15 protein-coding genes are annotated in these 17,631 nt (G+C 37.7%); 2 read left to right on the forward strand and 13 right to left on the reverse strand.

What is annotated here, in order from left to right:
- Nucleotides 1–2 precede the first annotated feature (2 nt).
- From K5G00_RS05070 to K5G00_RS05130, 13 genes are all read right to left on the reverse strand, one after another.
- Nucleotides 3–887 carry an ABC transporter ATP-binding protein gene (locus tag K5G00_RS05070; RefSeq protein WP_238764728.1) on the reverse strand — a complete coding sequence of 295 codons (885 nt, stop codon included), beginning with the start codon at nt 885–887 and terminating at the stop codon, nt 3–5.
- 10 nt (nt 888–897) lie between these two features.
- On the reverse strand, nt 898–2,469 hold the full coding sequence (locus tag K5G00_RS05075; protein WP_238764730.1) for a DUF6850 family outer membrane beta-barrel protein: 1,572 nt from the start codon (nt 2,467–2,469) through the stop codon (nt 898–900).
- Between the two features lie 5 nt (nt 2,470–2,474).
- Nucleotides 2,475–3,680: a DUF4876 domain-containing protein gene (locus K5G00_RS05080; RefSeq protein ID WP_238764734.1), complete on the reverse strand. Its 1,206-nt coding sequence runs from the start codon at nt 3,678–3,680 to the stop codon at nt 2,475–2,477.
- A gap of 11 nt (nt 3,681–3,691) precedes the next feature.
- Complete coding sequence (locus tag K5G00_RS05085) at nt 3,692–6,553, reverse strand: TonB-dependent receptor (RefSeq protein WP_238764735.1); 2,862 nt, start codon at nt 6,551–6,553, stop codon at nt 3,692–3,694.
- 75 nt (nt 6,554–6,628) lie between these two features.
- Nucleotides 6,629–8,998 (reverse strand): YCF48-related protein, encoded by a 2,370-nt coding sequence (locus K5G00_RS05090; protein ID WP_238764737.1) that lies wholly within the window; start codon nt 8,996–8,998, stop codon nt 6,629–6,631.
- A gap of 37 nt (nt 8,999–9,035) precedes the next feature.
- Nucleotides 9,036–10,982, reverse strand: a complete 1,947-nt coding sequence (locus K5G00_RS05095) for a 4Fe-4S binding protein (protein ID WP_238764741.1) — start codon at nt 10,980–10,982, stop codon at nt 9,036–9,038.
- Between the two features lie 105 nt (nt 10,983–11,087).
- Entirely contained in the window at nt 11,088–11,468 is a 381-nt protein-coding gene (locus tag K5G00_RS05100; RefSeq protein ID WP_238764742.1) for a hypothetical protein, read from the reverse strand.
- A gap of 46 nt (nt 11,469–11,514) precedes the next feature.
- Complete coding sequence (locus tag K5G00_RS05105; RefSeq protein ID WP_238764745.1) at nt 11,515–12,027, reverse strand: hypothetical protein; 513 nt, start codon at nt 12,025–12,027, stop codon at nt 11,515–11,517.
- A gap of 10 nt (nt 12,028–12,037) precedes the next feature.
- Nucleotides 12,038–12,601, reverse strand: coding sequence for an RNA polymerase sigma factor (locus tag K5G00_RS05110; protein ID WP_238764747.1), 564 nt, complete (start codon nt 12,599–12,601; stop codon nt 12,038–12,040).
- A gap of 19 nt (nt 12,602–12,620) precedes the next feature.
- The gene (locus K5G00_RS05115) at nt 12,621–13,052 is read right to left on the reverse strand and encodes a hypothetical protein (protein ID WP_238764748.1); all 432 of its coding nucleotides are present in this window, start codon (nt 13,050–13,052) and stop codon (nt 12,621–12,623) included.
- Nucleotides 13,053–13,303: 251 nt separating this feature from the next.
- Complete coding sequence (tpiA, locus tag K5G00_RS05120; RefSeq protein ID WP_238764749.1) at nt 13,304–14,062, reverse strand: triose-phosphate isomerase; 759 nt, start codon at nt 14,060–14,062, stop codon at nt 13,304–13,306.
- A 102-nt stretch (nt 14,063–14,164) separates the two neighbouring features.
- The gene (locus K5G00_RS05125; protein ID WP_238764751.1) at nt 14,165–15,295 is read right to left on the reverse strand and encodes a BT_3928 family protein; all 1,131 of its coding nucleotides are present in this window, start codon (nt 15,293–15,295) and stop codon (nt 14,165–14,167) included.
- A 15-nt stretch (nt 15,296–15,310) separates the two neighbouring features.
- The gene (locus K5G00_RS05130; RefSeq protein ID WP_238764752.1) at nt 15,311–15,850 is read right to left on the reverse strand and encodes a DUF1599 domain-containing protein; all 540 of its coding nucleotides are present in this window, start codon (nt 15,848–15,850) and stop codon (nt 15,311–15,313) included.
- A 106-nt stretch (nt 15,851–15,956) separates the two neighbouring features.
- Between K5G00_RS05130 and folP the strand changes: the two genes are divergently transcribed.
- The gene (gene folP / locus K5G00_RS05135) at nt 15,957–16,835 is read left to right on the forward strand and encodes a dihydropteroate synthase (protein ID WP_238764753.1); all 879 of its coding nucleotides are present in this window, start codon (nt 15,957–15,959) and stop codon (nt 16,833–16,835) included.
- On the forward strand, nt 16,832–17,617 hold the full coding sequence (gene cdaA / locus K5G00_RS05140) for a diadenylate cyclase CdaA (protein WP_158868702.1): 786 nt from the start codon (nt 16,832–16,834) through the stop codon (nt 17,615–17,617). Before folP ends, cdaA begins: the two co-directional genes overlap by 4 nt.
- Nucleotides 17,618–17,631 lie beyond the last annotated feature (14 nt).

Here is a 17,631-nt window from a genome sequence, read left to right on the forward strand (position 1 = left end):
TTTTAGTATTTTCCGGTTAAACCAATAAACGCATCTTCCAGTCCCATTTCCACTTTTTGAAAGTTGAAGTGGACAATGCTGTTTTTTGAAAGGAAATTCTTTACAAAATCTTCTGTTTCATAAGTATACAATTCCACTTTGTTATGTACCTTTTCGAAGTTGGCAACAAAGTCTTCATTTGAAAGATTAATTTCCGGATTTTCAAGTTCAAAATAGAACTGCTTGAATTCCCGCATAAAATCATTTACATTTCGTTGCGCCAGAACCCGGTTGTAATCCATAATGAGTACATCGTCGATTAAACGTTCCATATCCTGAATGATATGCGATGTGGTAAAAATGGTTTTGTTTTTCGATTTTGCATATTCGCGCAGATAGTCGATAAATAACCGCCGGTAACCCGGGTCGAGCCCCATTGAGAAATCATCTAGAATCAGTAAATCCGGATCCTGTGCCAGAATCAGACCGAGAGCCACTTGTGAACGTTGTCCGCAAGACATTGACGAAATTTTTTGTTTGGGTGTTACCTTTAATTTCGACATCAATTCCCAGTAAGGTTCGTTATTCCATTTCGGATAAAAACCGGAGTAGAATTTTTCGATTTGATGGATATTCATAAAAGAATACTGAATATGTCCCTCAATCAAAAAACCGATCCGGGCTTTGTTTTCCGGTGAAAGATGTTGCGTGTTTTCACCGTAAATTAAACATTCACCGCTGCGGGGCTGTAAAAATCCATTTAAAATGTTTATTGTTGTTGTTTTTCCTGCGCCGTTTTTTCCGAGAAGTCCCAGTATACTTCCTTCCCGAACATTGATATTCAGGTTTTCGTAAACCAGCTTTTTCCCGTAATAATGGGTCAGGTTTCTACATTCAATAGCGTTCATTCAATTTTTATTAAAAGTTCATTCCAAGTTTTACCTCAAAAATTGTTGATGTTGGATTTCCCGGAAGATTGGAAATCGTGTGTTTAATCCCTGCTTCAGTAAAAGCCTGAATGGGGTTTTGATAAAAATATATGTTTCTTCCGGCTTTTGCAGAAGCACCAAAAAGCAAAAGTCCGGAGTCAAAATATTCATAGTCGTGGTTGACAAAATCAGTGTTTACAGTTGACAGCAAATCTTCATCGTCGATAATTTCCAGTTTGTCGTTAAATCCTTTTCGGTATCCGCCGTCAAAACTTAATACTAAATCTCCTTTGTTAAATTGAAACCCTTTCTCGAATTGAGCATTTATATACAGCAGATTCAATTTTTGCCTGTTAAACTCGGGTACAAAATAGTAAGTGTTTTCGCTTGAGTTTAATTTTCCTGAAAGCGTTGCACCCCAGTTAAAATGGTTTTTGTCAATAATTTTATACCAGGAATAATCAAATCCATATTCATTTTCTTTATGCCAGTAAAGTGTATATTTGGCTGCTGTTGACCATTGATAAGAAACGGCTTCGAGTTTCGGTTCAACAACAGGCTCGTGTCCGTACAGACGTTTGTCGTTAAAATACAGTCTCAGTTTTTTTATTTTTTTGCTTTCCGGTGAAAATAGAAAAGTGGAGGAAACATCGGTATTAAATTTTTCGAGCAATACTACCTGCAATGGGTAGGTTTCACCTCTTTTTATGTTGGTGGTTTTTTTATAAAAATTTACTTCGGTAAGGTTTTTCATCTCCCTCCCGTTAAAATTAAACTGCAAACCGCCTCCTAACTGATTTGAGATGTGAACACGATCGTCATATTCCGGAGTGGAACTGTAAACCCCCATTCCTTTAAAATGAAAGATATAGAAAGTTTTACTTGTTACAGTTGAAACCTCAATGTCTTCCTTACTGCCTAGATAGCGGAAATTTGCACCCAGTTTAATTTTGTCAAAATCGAAAATTGCTGCAGGGGAAATATCAAAAGTTGTGATGGTATTTTCGGGTCTTGGATCTTTGCGTTTAGCGCCAACACCGGTTGTATAGTTTACATCGAATCCAAAAGAGAATTTGTTGTTTACCTGATAGGCACCTTTCCCTTCCATAATAAAATATTCTTTGGAATAATCTCCGCCGATGGAGTCTCCCACGATGTATGGATTGTCGTTGTACGGCTCCATCGCCTGTACCCATTTTGTATTTTTTTCTTGCTGGCTGAAGTAGTTAAACTTCCCATAGAATTTCCATTTGTTGAGATTTACATAACCGTCAGTAAAAAATCCGGTCTGAAACCGGGCATCTCCTTCCTGAAACAGATGGTAATCTTTATCCTGGATTTCAGTATAAACCATCGCTGAAGCAATTCTGCTATCGCAACCAAAATAGACTAATGCAGCAGCATTTTTTGATTCTGACCAGGGAGTTTGAAGTAGCATTATTTGTTTGGTTGTTACCGAGTTACAATCTTTTACAGAATCGACAGGCTGAGCAGCTATAAAAAATGGGGCAAAAAATACCAGCGGTATAAAAAGCAATATGATATTTCTGAAAAGTTTCATTACGTTTAGTTCGCTGAAATTACACCAGGCTGTGGTTCCTGATTGGTTAAAAAGTCCTCTGCTGAATTGTTGGTATCCTGGTAAACTACACGTCCGTCAATTACTTCCTTAACTTTTCGGCGAATGGAAACACCTTCAAGTGAACCCCGTGTTTGAATATAGCTTACATCGATTTCGTTGGGCAGGCGTTTATATACCCCACGATCATCCAGTATTGGATTTTCAACGCCATCTATCACCCAACTTTTGGGTACCATAAAACAGCTAAAAGTACTTCCCGGTGCCTGATAGTAGTTATCCGGATTTGTAAAGATAGATTCAATATCGTCGCTGGGAAGACGGAATAAAATACTCGGTGTTCCACGCTGATCGAACGACATAGCAGACCCAATGGTTATTCTTTGCATAAGTATGTTTGGAACCGACGGCACGTCAACATATTTTCCGTCTTCTACATAAAGTTCCCAGTCGGCATTGGAAAGATCGATCGAGTTGGGATTTCCGTTTGGATCATCTCTATGGTTTAATCCTGATAACGCAACTACAAAAGATTCACCAGGTTGTATTGGATGCTCCTGCCCTGAGCCCGGAACAATCGGAACAAAACTCCAGACCGGAAGTCTGTCCAGAAGATCTCCGTTTTCGTCAACATAGGGTGTCGGACGGAAAGTAGTATTCGGATACAGTATCCCAAAACACAATCCGTCGGCATACAACAAATCCGCAGAGTTGTTATAGATTTCATAAAATTTATCGGCGCCGTAACTTTCTTCCTCCGGAGTTCTTGAGCCGGACACATATAACTCTTTAATTATAAATCCTTCACTTTGGATGGAATAGTCGGTTTGAATGGTTAGTGTCTCGCCTGAGTCGGTGATTACCTGTCCTGTTAGAGCGCCATTAAAAAGGATAGTCTTGCGCGTTGGGTAGTTGTCTATTTCAATCTCATGTTCTTCTGTAAGCGACACCATCACATCATAGTTACCCCCGCGGACTTCGAATGTTGCAATACCCGATTCATCGGTTAAGTTTTCGTATTCCCTGCTGGTTTGTACATTCGTTATTTTTACGGTAGCGTTCGGGATTGGAGCACCTTCACTAAATTCTACCGGATATTTTACCAGAACTTTTAACTCAAGGGTTGAAGGTTCGTTGTACACATCAGTACAACCGGCTATAATTACGAGTAGGAAAATTAAATATTTTTTCACGTCATTTAAATTTAAAACTGCATTTTTACATCTGCGCCAAAATAAGGTACCTGGTTACGTCTGCGATATTTCCCTTCGCGACTGGTTAAGTACCATGGCCTGATGTTCAGAAAATTATTGGCATAAAAAGAAAGTTTAAAACGATCTCCTATATCTTTTGAAATTTTTATATCACATTTTAACAAAACCGGCATTGTTTCTTCTCCAAACCGAAATTTAGATAGTTTCTCAATTGCTGTTTGGTGTAACTGGTCCTGAAAATCGGCAACGGTATATTCATGTTCCACATTGTCATAAAATTTGTAACTTTCTGGTAAAAAATAGTAGTCTTCTTCTTCGTCTTCGTTGATAAATAAGTCAGGATTTCCCAAATAATCTCTTAACTGGGAGAGGCTGTAAAGTTTGAATTTGCCGGGATAAAGTTTTCTTCGGTCTTTTTCAAACCAAATTACCTGGGTATTTAAAGAAATCAGCAGTTTGAGTTCCGGAATATGGTTTATTATGCTGAAATTGGTATTTAACCTTTCGGCAACATTCCCATAGCCATGCTCATCTGAAAATTTGACTGCGAAAGATTCCTGTGAGCTTGTATTCCCTGAATAGGTGGTATAATATACTCTGTCCCAATACGGTGCTCCGTTCGTATAGGACTCCGTATGAAACCAGGCACCGGTAATGTTAAACGACGTCCTTATGGCTTGTATGGTGCCAATATTCAAACTGTATTCTATTCCTTTTTTTATTCGCTGGCTGGCATTTCTGTATACCGAATAAGTCCTGAAAGTAACATCATCTTCGTATCCGACAGCTTGTGCTTCGCCAGTGCTTGCATCGGTGTAATAAATTCCATCGCCAGGCACATAATATGGGTGTAAGCCGGCATCTATGGTATTATAATCACGATATGCGATTGGATAATAAATCTGGTCCAAATCAAATCCGCCTTCGTATTTTTCGTAAAAGAAGGTAACCCTGCCCGAAATTTTATCAATTTGAAAATCAATTCCGGTTTCATATTTATTCCCAGTGGATGGTTTCAAATCGTAGTTTCTTGTGTCTTCAACTACATCAGTAGTATATACAATCAGGTCAGGATAATAATTAAAACTTTCTACATCATTGTATTTTTTATCGGGGTATAAATGAGCCAATGTCGGAGCTTTGGTGGTTTGACCGTAACCCGCCCTTAAACTAAGGGTTCTGAAAAGAGAATTGTTTTTCCGGTTTAAAATTTCATATTGAATATTAATCCTGGGGTCGAGTCCAATGCTCCCGTTGGTTTTAAACGGACCATCGGGCTGTACGTTGTCCATGCGAATTCCTGCCATGATATTCAGTTCCGTAGTCCCCAGCTCTACCAGAATTTTATCTTCAGCAAACAGCGAAAATTGGTTCAGCGACGGAATGTCTGTAAAGGGCCGTGGACGTGTACCGGTTCCGTTTGGTGGTCTTTCAACGTCAAAAATTCTTCCTTTTCCATTATTGCCAGTGGTTCTCCACTCGGCACCAATCAGGATATTATTACTGACCGCACCGGTTTTTTTGAAAAGTTTTGCCTTTAACTTGGAATAGATGTTAAAAGGCCGGCCGTCATAATTTACCTCAGAATAATAGGAAGAAGGACCATAAGAAATTTCATACTCGCCGTCTTCAGTGGCAGTGGTAAAAAAATTGGGACCACTGGATGATTGTTCCCATGTTTTTTCATAGCCATCCTGCCATGTTTTTTCGTAGCCAAAATCGAAAGACAAATTTGTTATATATGCTTTGTCAAGTGTCCAATTGGTAGAGAGATTTGTTCTTATTTCCTGATCTTTTGAATAGTTTTCTTCTTCTAAAATCATATCCGGATCCCATTTCTGCCCGTCGAGGCTGTTTACAAAATCCAGTTTTAGTTCCATTTGAAGCGGAGAGCGATTTCTAAAAAATGTTTTTGAATATTTTGCCGTGGTATTAATTCGTTTGTAAAGATCGGTTTGTTCAACAAGCTTATTGTACGATTGAGTGTATCCCAGATCTATATTGATTACTCCCTTGTTGTTTTTTAGCAGATATCCTTTTCCTAGATATGCTTCTTTGGTGTGGGGGTCAGCTTTTAGTTTTACATTGTAAGGTGAACCTCCGGCTTTTGTTTTTATGTGTACTGCGCCGGAAGTCAGGTTTCCGTGTTCAGCTGAAGGAATTCCAACATCTACAGTTATTGATTCGATGTTTTCTACAGGAATGGAACGTAAATCAATACCTGTCCCGGAATTGGAGGTCATACCATTTAAGGTTTCAATACTTTCCTGCATATTCCCATCGTTTGAAACAGGGATATTGTCTACAATGATTGCAGTTCCCAAAGCGCTGTTTATGTCTGTCCCTATTTCACGGATACTAATTTTACCCGGTTCGGACAGATCAGGATTTTCAGAAATGTTCCCAGGGATCAACTGCAAAACATCTTTTATGCTCGAAGCCTGAACATGACTGATTGCTTCACTTTTTATTTTTGAAGAAGTAGCTCCGGTTTTAGAGTTTTCCGCTGTAACTGTAACTTCCTTCAAACCCAGCGACTGCTGCCGGAGTTTAATTTTTAAATCCACATCTTTGGTAAAATCAGCTGTTATCGAATATTCTGTGTAGCCAATGTAAGTCACCGAAAATGTGTATGTCCCCGGAGGAATCGATACAAAGGTAAATTCTCCGTTTTCATTCGATGTAGTCCCTACAGCCAATTCAACAAAAGCAACGTTGGCATACATTAGGGGCTCGTTTGTTACAGCATCGGTAATTTTACCGCTTATTTTGATATTATTTTGGGCGAGTGCAAGCGGAGCGGTAAAAACAGCGAACGAAATAAGAAACAGTATATACAGCTTTTTCAACATGTAGTTTTTAATCAAAGAATTTTTACAGAAATTGGAGAATAACAGGGAATATTCCCTGTTATTCTCTTTTGGAATTTATTTAAATACTATTTTATCTACAAACCGTTTTCCTTTCACCATCGCCGCAACGATATAAATTCCGGGTTTATAATCGTAGCTGTTTAGCTGGCAAATGTTCGAATTTGGTTTAATAATCTTTACCAGTTTCCCTGAAATGGAATAGACATAACAACTTTCAATATAATCTTTCGAAGAAACCACACTAATGTGATCACTGTGGTATTGAAGTTGGATTGCATTTGTATTTGTGATTAACGGAGATGAAGTTGTGATATCAAGATCGTTAACTGCAACTTTATAAAGGATTCCGCTGCCCAGGGCATAAAGAGTGTCTTGATAAACTCCGCCAATGCTGTAAACCGTTTTTCCCACATCAGGATTTTGCCAGGTAGTACCTCCATCATTTGTAAAATATGATTTTGAGGTTGTTCCCAGCAACATGAATGAATTTCCATCCAATGCATAAAAATCATTGCAGCCATCAACACCTTCAAATTTGGTAAACGTAGCACCACCATCGCTTGTGTAGAAAACACCGTCGGAAGTAGTTGGTAGGTAAAAAGTATTTTCGTCAATTAAAGTAATTGCCTTTATGAAAATACTGTTGTCACCGTCATTTACTGCTGTTAAATTCGGGTAAATATCTTCCAGGTTTGCACCCGCATCAGTTGTTTTATACAATACGTTACTTCCGGCGATAAAACCAAGGTCTCCGATAAATTCAATTCCATTGATGTAAGAGTTTCCAAAATCTTCGGTAATTCCTGACCAGGTGGCACCGGCATCGTTTGTTTTAAATACCCGTCCTCTGCTTTTTGCGGTTCCTTCAGTAACTGTTTCATACCAGTTGGCATACACATAAGCAGTATTGGCATCCACACAAGCAATAGTATAAGGATTTAAGCCGTAACATCCATCCAACTGTGGATTTAAAGTTGCATCATCACCGTCGTTTTCTCCAATTTTTGAAATGTCAATTATTGAAATACTCTCCCAGTTATCGGTTGTACTGATAATTAAACCTTCCATGTAATAATCATCAATTTCAGCATCAGATGGGAAGTCGGCGATTTTAAAACGTCTTACGGTACTGTATGCATCGGTTCCGTTGGCGCTGATACTGGTAAAATCAAATTCAATATCTTCATTAAAATCAGCAGGTAAGGTTGCGGTTTGCCAGGTCAGACCTCCATCGTTTGATGTTTTACACATTTCAGAATAGCCAATGATTAAGGCATTACTCTCGTCATAAATGGCCATTTTCTGGAGATTTTCTTCCGCATCATTTAATTCTGTGCTAACCCAGTTAAAATTTTTTTCAATTAAATCAGAAACCGCAATTTTATATGCATAGGTATCTGCCATACCGTATAAAGTATCATGAAAGACACCTCCGATACTATAACATGTTTTCCCTGGGTAACACCCCGTCCAGGTTGTACCGCTGTCGGTTGATACCATTGATTTTGCAGAACTGCCAAGCACAATTAAAGTGGAGTCGTTGATGATACATAAATCATTGCCTCCGCCAAAATCATCAATCCTTGTAAAGGTCTGACCTCCGTCAATAGTTTTAAAAATACCGTCAGAAGTGGTTGTTACATAAAATTCCTCGGCAGTTTTTAATGTTATGGAGTTCACATACAGATTACTGTCTGTTCCAATGGCCAGGTTAGGGTACAAGTCGGTTAAAGTATTAGTGTTCAGGTTGGTTACATACATCTTGTTGTACCCCCCGAAGTAAGCTAAAGAATCTTGTATTTTTATAGAAGTTATGATTTTACTTCCAAAATCCGGCGTGATTGCCTCCCATGTTGAGCCGCCATCATTGGTTCTGAAAACAGCCCCTCTTGATTCACTATCACCGGAACTTACATCATACCAACCGGAATAAGCAAGAATAGTATCATTATTGTAAACTCCTACTGCAAAAATATCCTTGGCATAGCTTCCTTCAGCATTTGGATTTATGGATGCGTCATCTCCTGTTCCTATTTTTGAAACATCCATTAAAGTCCATGTGTTACCCATGTCGTTCGATTTCAACATAACTCCACTGGCATAAACATCAGATTTTCCGCTTGAAGGGTAGTCAACCAATTTTGATTTTCGGGAAGTAAGAATGGTCGTGTTTTGGCCTGAGCTTAAGCCAATGTAATCATACATAGCGTCAAAAGCTTTAATATCTTTCATCTCACCTTCGGTGATTTTCTTGAAGGTGTTGTCAAACCCGATGATTACGGCAGTTGAATCTCCGGTTATAGTCATGCCCTGCAGGTTATTCCCGGAAGATATGGTGTCTTGTTGCCAATTGAAGGTTGCTTCCTGTCCAAAAGTCAACAGGGACAGAAAACTTAAAATAGTTAATAAAGTAAAATTTTTCATACGCGAGATTTTTTGAGTTATTATGGTGCTTTAATTATTAGTTGTTTTCCGGTGTATTTGAGGCGCTTAATGTTTCATTGAAATCAAACATATTTTTTACTTTCGCTGTTTTTCCGTTGGTATAAGTAATACTTAACGAGTCTTTCAGAAGGGCATCAATTATATTTTGTTCGTTTGTTAAAGTATCAACATAAAAAATTTCGGCAATTTCTTCCATTGTAGAGTCAAGTTTTGTTTTAAATTCAACGATTCCGGTATCGTTTGACAAATGGCTGACAATGTATGGGAACCGGTTGCGTAATCCTCTGTTTTTTCCAAGTGGAAGCAGGTACGAGTTTAACACATCGTTGCTATAGCTTGTTCGCTTGTTAAATACACTTTGGTAGGGTGAAAATAACAAATTAACATATTCATCCCTGGTAATCGTTTTGTATTCCGGCTCGCTGGCAACTTCGTAATTTAGTTTTGCTGTCGATTCCCCGGCAGTTGTCTCATAACTAAGTGTTTCCGATTCTAATATCGAAATAAGTTCTTTCTTATTTTTAACTTCTTCCGGGAAATAAATTTTTACGATAACCGGGCAGGCATATTCCGAAATTACGCCAACGGCATTGGTCTTTTGTTTGAGTAAGATACTCAGGTAACTGAAATCAAAACTATCAAAGAAGTTTTCAAGCGTAAGTGAAACTTCATAAACCTTATCGATTTCTTTGGCCAAAGGTTGAATCGGTTTCTTTTGAGGGGTAAATAATAACTCCTGTATTTTTTCATCGTTTAAAATTTCCGGGTTATAATACAGTTTTACTCTGTGATGTTTTACATAAGTAGCAACACCGTAAACTCCATCAACGTTTCTCATTTTATTGGCAAAAGCCATTGAACTACCATAACATTTTATATTTTTTAATCCGGCCTGATTAAAAACAGCTGCATTTTCAATCACCTCAGGCTCTTCCCACCGTTCATCAATAGTAGGAACTTCCCAAACACTTCCTAAAGTAATTCCAAGGATAACAAGCAAGACAGTCGCAATTACGGGTACGCGGTTCCAGTTTCTTTTTTTATTAATTGTCAGCGTATTTTTTTCAGGACACACCAGTAAACAATCGCCACACAAATTACAATCAACATGTTTTACTGTTTTTAAACTGGCGACATCAATTGCCTGCGGACATTTTTTTGAGCAGAGTTGACAATCAATACAACTGTCGGTGTTTCGTGTAATTTTGGCAATAGGGAAAAATTTGCTTTTCTGATGTCCGGTTAATTCAATAATATATCCTCCGGCGCATGCAACAGCCAGCGGGTATACATAACTAACATATACTCCCAGTTGAAGAAGTAGCAGGTAGACAGCCAATGTTGCTGCAAAAAATAGTGTGAACTTAAAAATATTTGAAATGGCTCCAAGCGGACACAAGTATTTACACCAGAACAGCCTTATAAATATTGAACCGAATACAACCAAAGCTATCGAAATTGCGGCATACAATATTACTACATCGCTGTTAAATCCTGATGCTACACCAAAATAGGGGTCAAACTTTTTACAAAACAATTCGTTTGACTGTAATGTAAAATACAGCGTTATAAAAAGCAATATGTATTTTAAAGAACGTAGCGCTTTGTCAGCAAATCCTTTAATGGTAAAACGTATTTTTAATTTATCTCCTAATCTTCCCAGCCATTCGCTAATGGTGCCTATCGGACATATGTACGAGCAAAATAATTTACTTAACAAAACTATCCCGGCAAACAACAGGATTCCCATAACAATTTGGGCGCTGGTCATCGTACATGAAAGAGCCCCGCTTAACAAATAACTTCCTAAAGCCTGAAGTCCTCCAAACGGGCAGTATGCTTCAAAATCAGGTGCAGTGATGTTCAGGATTGATGGGAAAAAAGCTAAAACTAAAATAAATGCAATTACTCCCCACTGGGCTACAAGACGCGGCCAGTTTGCGTTTTTGGTTTTTAATTTCATAATAATAAATGACAACCACAACGTTTTAGGCGTGGTTAAATTTAAAAATAGTGTTTTTTATTTAGACTTGGTCTCAGTAAAATTTAAAACAAATTTCAAATTTGATCAAAGTCTTCCGAATGAATGATTTTCTGAAAGATGATGTTTATCTTTTAACTCAAGCAAAGCTTTATTTTGTTGGCTTTGTTTTTTATGAAAAGAGTTTACATCGGCATTTTTCCCGAGAAGTACGCCCAGCAACATTGCTGCAATAAGAACCGCGGCAATCTGCAGGTATTTTGAAAAATCGAAACGGTTTCCGGTCGATAATTTTATCGATTTTTTTTCCTTAATAACTTTATCAACCAGTCCTTCCGGAATTTCAACCTCAACATCTAAAACGGCTATAATTTGGTCAATTGTTACTTCGCAAACCACACCATCAGATGTTGCTTTTTTTTCATTTTTCTCGAAATTGCTTGTATTTTCTTTCTGATTGTTATTCATCTCTGAGTATTAAGACGAAATTAAAAATAAAATCTGGCGCTAAAGATTAATTTTTTTTCTGTTTTATTTGATTTCTTCGTGAACAATTTTCTTTGTTGCAGTACTGGCACTGGTCACCAACTTCCATCATTTCAAGCAATAAGGCGTCTAAACGTTCTTTTTGTTCCTCTGTGCAAATACTTTTAATATTTTGAAAATGTTTTACGGTTTGTTTTTTTACAAGGCCATGATAGCGGCCAATTTTTTCAACGATTTCATATATTTCTTCGTTGGACGTATTTTCCGATGATAAAGCTTTTATAAGTTCAAAATTTGACTCACACTCAATATCTATAAGCAGTTGGTAATTCCGAAATACTTTTTGGTCCATCTCCAGGATTTGCTCGTATTGAGCGTCACTAAGTTTTAAACGGTCGCGTAAAAATTCGTCTGAACTGTATTGTTCATCAAAACCGGTTTCTTGTCTGCTGTTCATAAACAGGAAGGTAGCAAATGCCGAGATGTTTATTACCAATAAGAAAATATTTAACCATTTTACTGCTTTTCCTTTGCTCTCCATTTCCGTAGATTTAATGTTTGAAATAGTCTGTTAGTCTGTTTTTTAAATTCTTTTTAGCTCTGTACATTAATGATTCAACCGAAGTAGCTGAAAGTTTTAGTCTTTCACAAATTTCTTTTTGGGAGAATCCTTCAAATTTATGCATTAAAAGTACCTTCTTTTGTGCTTCGGGTAGCTCGTCGATGAGCCGGAACAAATGTGATATTGCCTCCTGTTGTTCAAGCTTCCTGGCTGGGGTTTCATTGTCTATATAGTTGCTGCCAAACGATTGTTCCGAAGATTCGGGGCCTTGTTGCTTTTCTGCTTTGGCAGGATTTTTTTTCCGGATAAAACTTATGGATTTATTGTAGGCAATTTTGTAAATCCACATGGTAAGATCTTCCTCGTTTCTTACATGTTGACATGATTTGAAAATCTGAAGAAAGACCTCTTGAAAGATATCTTCCGCATCATGTTGGTTACCCACAATGCGGAAGATGGTATTATACACAAGTTTTTTGTATTTTTCAATTAAGGATCGAAAAGCGAGGTTATTGTTTTTTAATATTTGTTCAATTAACTGGCTGTCGTCCATTTATTTCGTTGCAAAGTTTTTATTCTTCCATAAACAGGCCTTTGTCTTTCAAATAAGTAACAGCTTCATCTTTTGTTTGAAACAGTTCACCGTCTTTTTCCATCCAGGTTTCTCCCCTTGAAATTCCCATTTCAGAACACCCCTCTTTGGGACCAATGTTTATTTTTTCCAGCGCTTTCATTTTTATCTCATCGTCTGAAATCCTCACCACTTTTGCTTTTACCGGTTTTCCGTGCTTGGGTGTTCCACTTCCGTCAATAGCAACAACAAGCCCGTAACAAACCGAACCTTTTTCAATCCAATCGCCAACCTTGTTTTGCAGTTCCTTATTTAGCTCAGCAGTTTTTTCCTCGTATGCATAATTGGCTATTTCATCTGATTTATTTTTTGAATTACACGCGCTAAATACAACAATAGAGACTAATGTTAAAATAGAAATCAGGTTTTTCATGGTGTCGAATTTTAATATTTTTAGTTTTAAAAAGTTTTTTTTATACTCCGGGTGTTAACATTTTGTATTGTATGGGGGCACTAATCTGGCTTTTTATTTTGTCGATAGCGGCAAATGTAGTAAAATTTTAATTTTAAAAACAAATAAAAGAAGAATGTAATTTTCATCTTATTTGAAGTTTAATCCTTAAAAAGGGCACAAAAAAAAGCTGCAGGTTGTGCAGCTTTTGAATGAGATATAATCGGCCTTTTTTAGAATCCATTGATGATTCCAAGGAAATCTTCTGCTTTTAAAGATGCGCCTCCGATTAAACCACCGTCAACATCGTTGTTTTCAAACAATTCTTTTGCGTTACTTGGTTTGCAGCTTCCGCCATAAAGAATAGAAACACCTTCTGCAATTTCTTTACCGAATTTTTCAGCAATAGTTGAACGTATAAAAGCGTGGATTTCCTGCGCTTGTTCAGAAGTAGCAGTTTTACCTGTTCCGATTGCCCAGATTGGTTCGTATGCAATTATCAGTTTTTTGAAATCTTCAGGTGAAAGTGTAAAAATGGTTTCTTCCAATTGTTTTTTTACGAATTCATTTTGTGTTTCTGCTTCTCTGATTTCCAACGGTTCACCACAGCAGTAAATCGGTGTTAATCCGTTTTCCAATGCAAGTGCTAATTTTTTGTTGAGTGTTTCACTGGTTTCTCCGTAATACTCACGACGTTCAGAGTGGCCAAGTATTACATATTCAGCCCCGGTCGATTTTACCATTTCGGCAGAAACTTCGCCGGTAAAAGCACCTTTGGCTTCAGCTGCGCAGTTTTGAGCAGATACGCCGATTCTTTCGGTATTTACACTTTCAACAACTTTTGTAAGATGTGTAAAAGGTGTCCCCAAAACAACAACTACGTCATCGGCTCCTTCGCTGGCAACAACTGCGTCAACAGCTTTCGCCAGTTCAATTCCTTCCTGCAAATTGGTATTACATTTCCAGTTTCCTGCAACTATTTTTTTTCTCATTTTTCTGATATTTAGTTTATAAGGTATATAAAATTTTGCGCGTAAAAATACAAGCTTCGTCCGTAAAAATTAAATTCGGAAAGTGTTCATTTTCACAATTAACTATTTGTTCATGAACTCTTTCTGAAACTCTGCCGGTGTTGGAATGTCGTTATAGTGCCATTTTCCGACGATGGTTCCGTTTTTCAGAACAACAAGCCCGGGGTTTGAACGGATGATTGTTTTTAACGTAATCTCGTCGCAGTTGAAAAACTCATAAGGTACATTATTTTCTTCTGCAAATTTCAGACTGTTGTCGAGCAATGTGGAGGTTAAACCTATAAATGAAAAATTGTTTTCCTGCGTCCATTCAGCAAGTTGGTTGATTTCCGGTTGGATTTCGGTATTGCTTTTTTCAAGATTATAGGCAACAACCATAAAAACATAATTTTCGTCGTAAATAAAAAAATCGATAATATTTTCATCATCAGGAGTAGTAATGGTAAAATCGTGGATGGGAGGTTTGTATCCTTCCTGCACTAAATTCGACTCCATATCATCAAATTCCCAGTTTATGGTATCCTGCCACGGGTAGTCGTCTTCAGAAAATTTTTCCACTTCGCCGGTATTCTTATTCCGGTAATAAAAAATATTTTCGTAAACTTCCTGTTCTGCATCGTCAGGATAAGACATCGCTTCAGGAATATTTACTCCAACTTTATAAGGTCTGAAATCAAAAATGGGAAGATGGTTATACGAATAGACGACCAAGCCAATATATACGATTGTAAAAACTGCGCTTGAAATGTAATTAAGTTTTCCTTTTCCCGATTTTGCCAATGTTTTTCTTTTACTAAAAATAAGAATTGACAAAACAATCAGTACTACATTTTTATAAAATGTTTCCCAGTTTGAAATAACAAGTGCATCTCCAAAACAACCACAATCGGTTACCGGATTTTTTACTGCAATCCAAAGCGTAAGTGGCAGGAAAAATGCCATAAAAAGTAAAGCCAGCCACGAGAAGAAACGGATAAATACATTCCAAAGCAATGCAACTCCAATGGCAAATTCAGCAAACGACAGTAATACCCCGAGTGGGAAAGCAGCCCAGGTTAACCATTCCAGGCCCATGGCATTAAAATAGTCGGTGAATTTGTAGGTCGATCCCCATGGGTCGATTCCTTTTACAAATCCGGAAAAAATAAAAGTTATTCCAACCAAAATGCGCGAAATATGAGCCAGTGTTTTCATAAAAGTTAATCCTTTTTAAGCTTCAAACTCAATTTTTATAAGAGCAAAAACAGCATAATTAATCATGTCTAAATAATTGGCATCAATCCCTTCAGAAATGATTGTTTTACCCTGGTTATCTTCAATTTGTTTGGTTCGTTTTAATTTCATCAGAATTAAATCGGTATAAGAACTTATCCGCATGTTCCGCCAGGCTTCACCGTAATCGTGGTTTTTGGCCTGCATTAATTTTTTTGCGGTATCAAAATATTTATCGTATAAATCAAGGGTTTCCTGCTCCGATAGTTCATTTTCCGACGTTCCCAGTTCAAGCTGAATAAGTCCCATAATTGCATAATTCACTATCCCAATAAATTCAGGGCGTATTCCTTCATCAACTTTGGCAATTCCTTTTTCTTCTATGCTTCTGATTCGTTGGGCTTTTATGTATATCTGGTCGGTTAATGAAATAGGGCGTAAAATGCGCCAGGCGGTTCCGTAATCCTGCATTTTTTTCTGGAAAATGTTTCTGCACAGTGAAATTACCTGATCGTACTGTTGATTTGTTTTCTCCATCTGTAGTGTTAAATGAGGCATAAAAATATTAAAATTTGAGGAAAATGGATGGTTTTGTTTTACATTTGTAGTTAACAATTTGTTAAACCATAAAAGTTTTTAACTCATGTTGATTACCCAGTCTGCGGGCAAGTTCCTCAAACGTAAGAATTCTATAAACCTGGGCGGAGAACTAATTGACTTATCCGTACCGGCAGTTATGGGAATTATTAATGTTACACCTGATTCGTTTTTCGACGGGGGTAAAATGGAAGACGAAAAAGTTTTGATGGCTGCAGTCGAAAAAATGATCGAAGACGGAGCTTCCATAATTGACATTGGTGGCGTATCGACCCGGCCGGGTGCACAACTTATTTCTACCAAAGTAGAATTAGGAAGATTATTGCCTGCTGTTGAAACGATCCGAAAAAAATTTCCTGCAATCCCACTTTCTATCGATACTTTTCGTTCCTGGGTGGCGGTTCGGATAATTGATGAGTTTGGTCCGGTGATTGTAAATGATATAGCCGGCGGAACTTTGGATTCCAAAATGTTTGAAACGATTGGGAAACTGGAAGTGCCGTATATTTTATCGCACTTAAAGGGAACTCCGCGTGATATGCAGGAGAATCCGGAATACGATGATATTATTAAGGAGATTTCGACTTATTTCAGCGAGAAAGTAAAACGTCTCACAAAATTGGGAGTAAAAGATATAATAATAGACCCGGGGTTTGGATTTGGGAAAAATCTCGATCACAATTACGAGTTACTTAACAAACTCGATTCATTTAAAGTATTCCAACTTCCTGTGATGGCAGGGTTGAGTCGTAAGTCTATGATTTGGAGGGCATTGGAAACCAAACCTGAATTTGCGCTAAACGGGACAACAGTTGCAAATACACTGGCGTTAATGGGCGGAACTGATATTTTACGCGTACATGATGTAAAAGAAGCTGTTGAAGCCGTAAAGATTTTTTGTGAAATAAAAGCAACAATTAAATGATGGCATTTATAACCATCCGTTTTCTTGATATCCTCGATATATTTTTGGTTGCGCTTTTACTTTATCAGCTCTATAGGTTAATAAAAGGAACGGTGGCTTTTAATATTGTCATTGGTCTGTTTTCGTTGTATTTGCTTTGGTTGGTTGTGCGGGCACTGAATATGCAGTTGCTTGGCTCAATTATGGGACAGTTTATTGGGGTAGGGGTACTTGCATTAATCATTGTTTTTCACCCTGAAATCCGGAAATTTCTGGTATTTATCGGAACAAATTATAACGTAAACCGCTTGCTTTCTATCGATAAATTATTTGGAACAGCAAAAGTGAAAACTATCAACCAGGAACAGATTGAAAACCTTGTTGATGCTTGTGTATCCATGGCGAAATCGAAAACCGGGGCGTTGATTGTAATTGCCGGCGACTCGGAGTTGACTGATTATATCAACACCGGCGAAAAGCTGAATGCCAGAATTTCATCGTCCTTAATACGCACGATATTTTTTAAGAATTCTCCCCTCCACGACGGAGCAATAATAATTAAAGAAAATAAAATTAAAGCAGCGGGCTGTATTCTGCCGCTAACGCAAAAAGAGTTGGATCAAATGCTGGGGTTGCGCCATCGCGCTGCGGTAGGAATAACCGAATCTACCGACGCAGTTGTTGTTATTGTTTCCGAAGAAAGAGGTTCTATTTCATTTACCAAAGACGGAGAAATAAAACGAAGGATTTCAAAAGAAGTGTTAACAACACTGCTGGAAGAGAATATTGTTCGTTCGGAATAGCGAATTTCTTTTAT

Source organism: Maribellus maritimus (assembly GCF_022267315.1).
Taxonomy (GTDB): Bacteria; Bacteroidota; Bacteroidia; order Bacteroidales; family Prolixibacteraceae; genus Draconibacterium; species Draconibacterium maritimum.

What these genes read in the sequence shown, in the direction of transcription:
- K5G00_RS05110 (WP_238764747.1), bottom strand. Translation starts at nt 12,601, where the DNA reads ATGGACGACAGCCAGTTAATTGAACAAATATTAAAAAACAATAACCTC.
- K5G00_RS05070 (WP_238764728.1), bottom strand. Translation starts at nt 887, where the DNA reads ATGAACGCTATTGAATGTAGAAACCTGACCCATTATTACGGGAAAAAG.
- K5G00_RS05095 (WP_238764741.1), bottom strand. Translation starts at nt 10,982, where the DNA reads ATGAAATTAAAAACCAAAAACGCAAACTGGCCGCGTCTTGTAGCCCAG.
- K5G00_RS05075 (WP_238764730.1), bottom strand. Translation starts at nt 2,469, where the DNA reads ATGAAACTTTTCAGAAATATCATATTGCTTTTTATACCGCTGGTATTT.
- folP (WP_238764753.1), top strand. Translation starts at nt 15,957, where the DNA reads ATGTTGATTACCCAGTCTGCGGGCAAGTTCCTCAAACGTAAGAATTCT.
- cdaA (WP_158868702.1), top strand. Translation starts at nt 16,832, where the DNA reads ATGATGGCATTTATAACCATCCGTTTTCTTGATATCCTCGATATATTT.
- tpiA (WP_238764749.1), bottom strand. Translation starts at nt 14,062, where the DNA reads ATGAGAAAAAAAATAGTTGCAGGAAACTGGAAATGTAATACCAATTTG.
- K5G00_RS05105 (WP_238764745.1), bottom strand. Translation starts at nt 12,027, where the DNA reads ATGGAGAGCAAAGGAAAAGCAGTAAAATGGTTAAATATTTTCTTATTG.
- K5G00_RS05115 (WP_238764748.1), bottom strand. Translation starts at nt 13,052, where the DNA reads ATGAAAAACCTGATTTCTATTTTAACATTAGTCTCTATTGTTGTATTT.
- K5G00_RS05100 (WP_238764742.1), bottom strand. Translation starts at nt 11,468, where the DNA reads ATGAATAACAATCAGAAAGAAAATACAAGCAATTTCGAGAAAAATGAA.
- K5G00_RS05130 (WP_238764752.1), bottom strand. Translation starts at nt 15,850, where the DNA reads ATGGAGAAAACAAATCAACAGTACGATCAGGTAATTTCACTGTGCAGA.
- K5G00_RS05085 (WP_238764735.1), bottom strand. Translation starts at nt 6,553, where the DNA reads ATGTTGAAAAAGCTGTATATACTGTTTCTTATTTCGTTCGCTGTTTTT.
- K5G00_RS05090 (WP_238764737.1), bottom strand. Translation starts at nt 8,998, where the DNA reads ATGAAAAATTTTACTTTATTAACTATTTTAAGTTTTCTGTCCCTGTTG.
- K5G00_RS05125 (WP_238764751.1), bottom strand. Translation starts at nt 15,295, where the DNA reads ATGAAAACACTGGCTCATATTTCGCGCATTTTGGTTGGAATAACTTTT.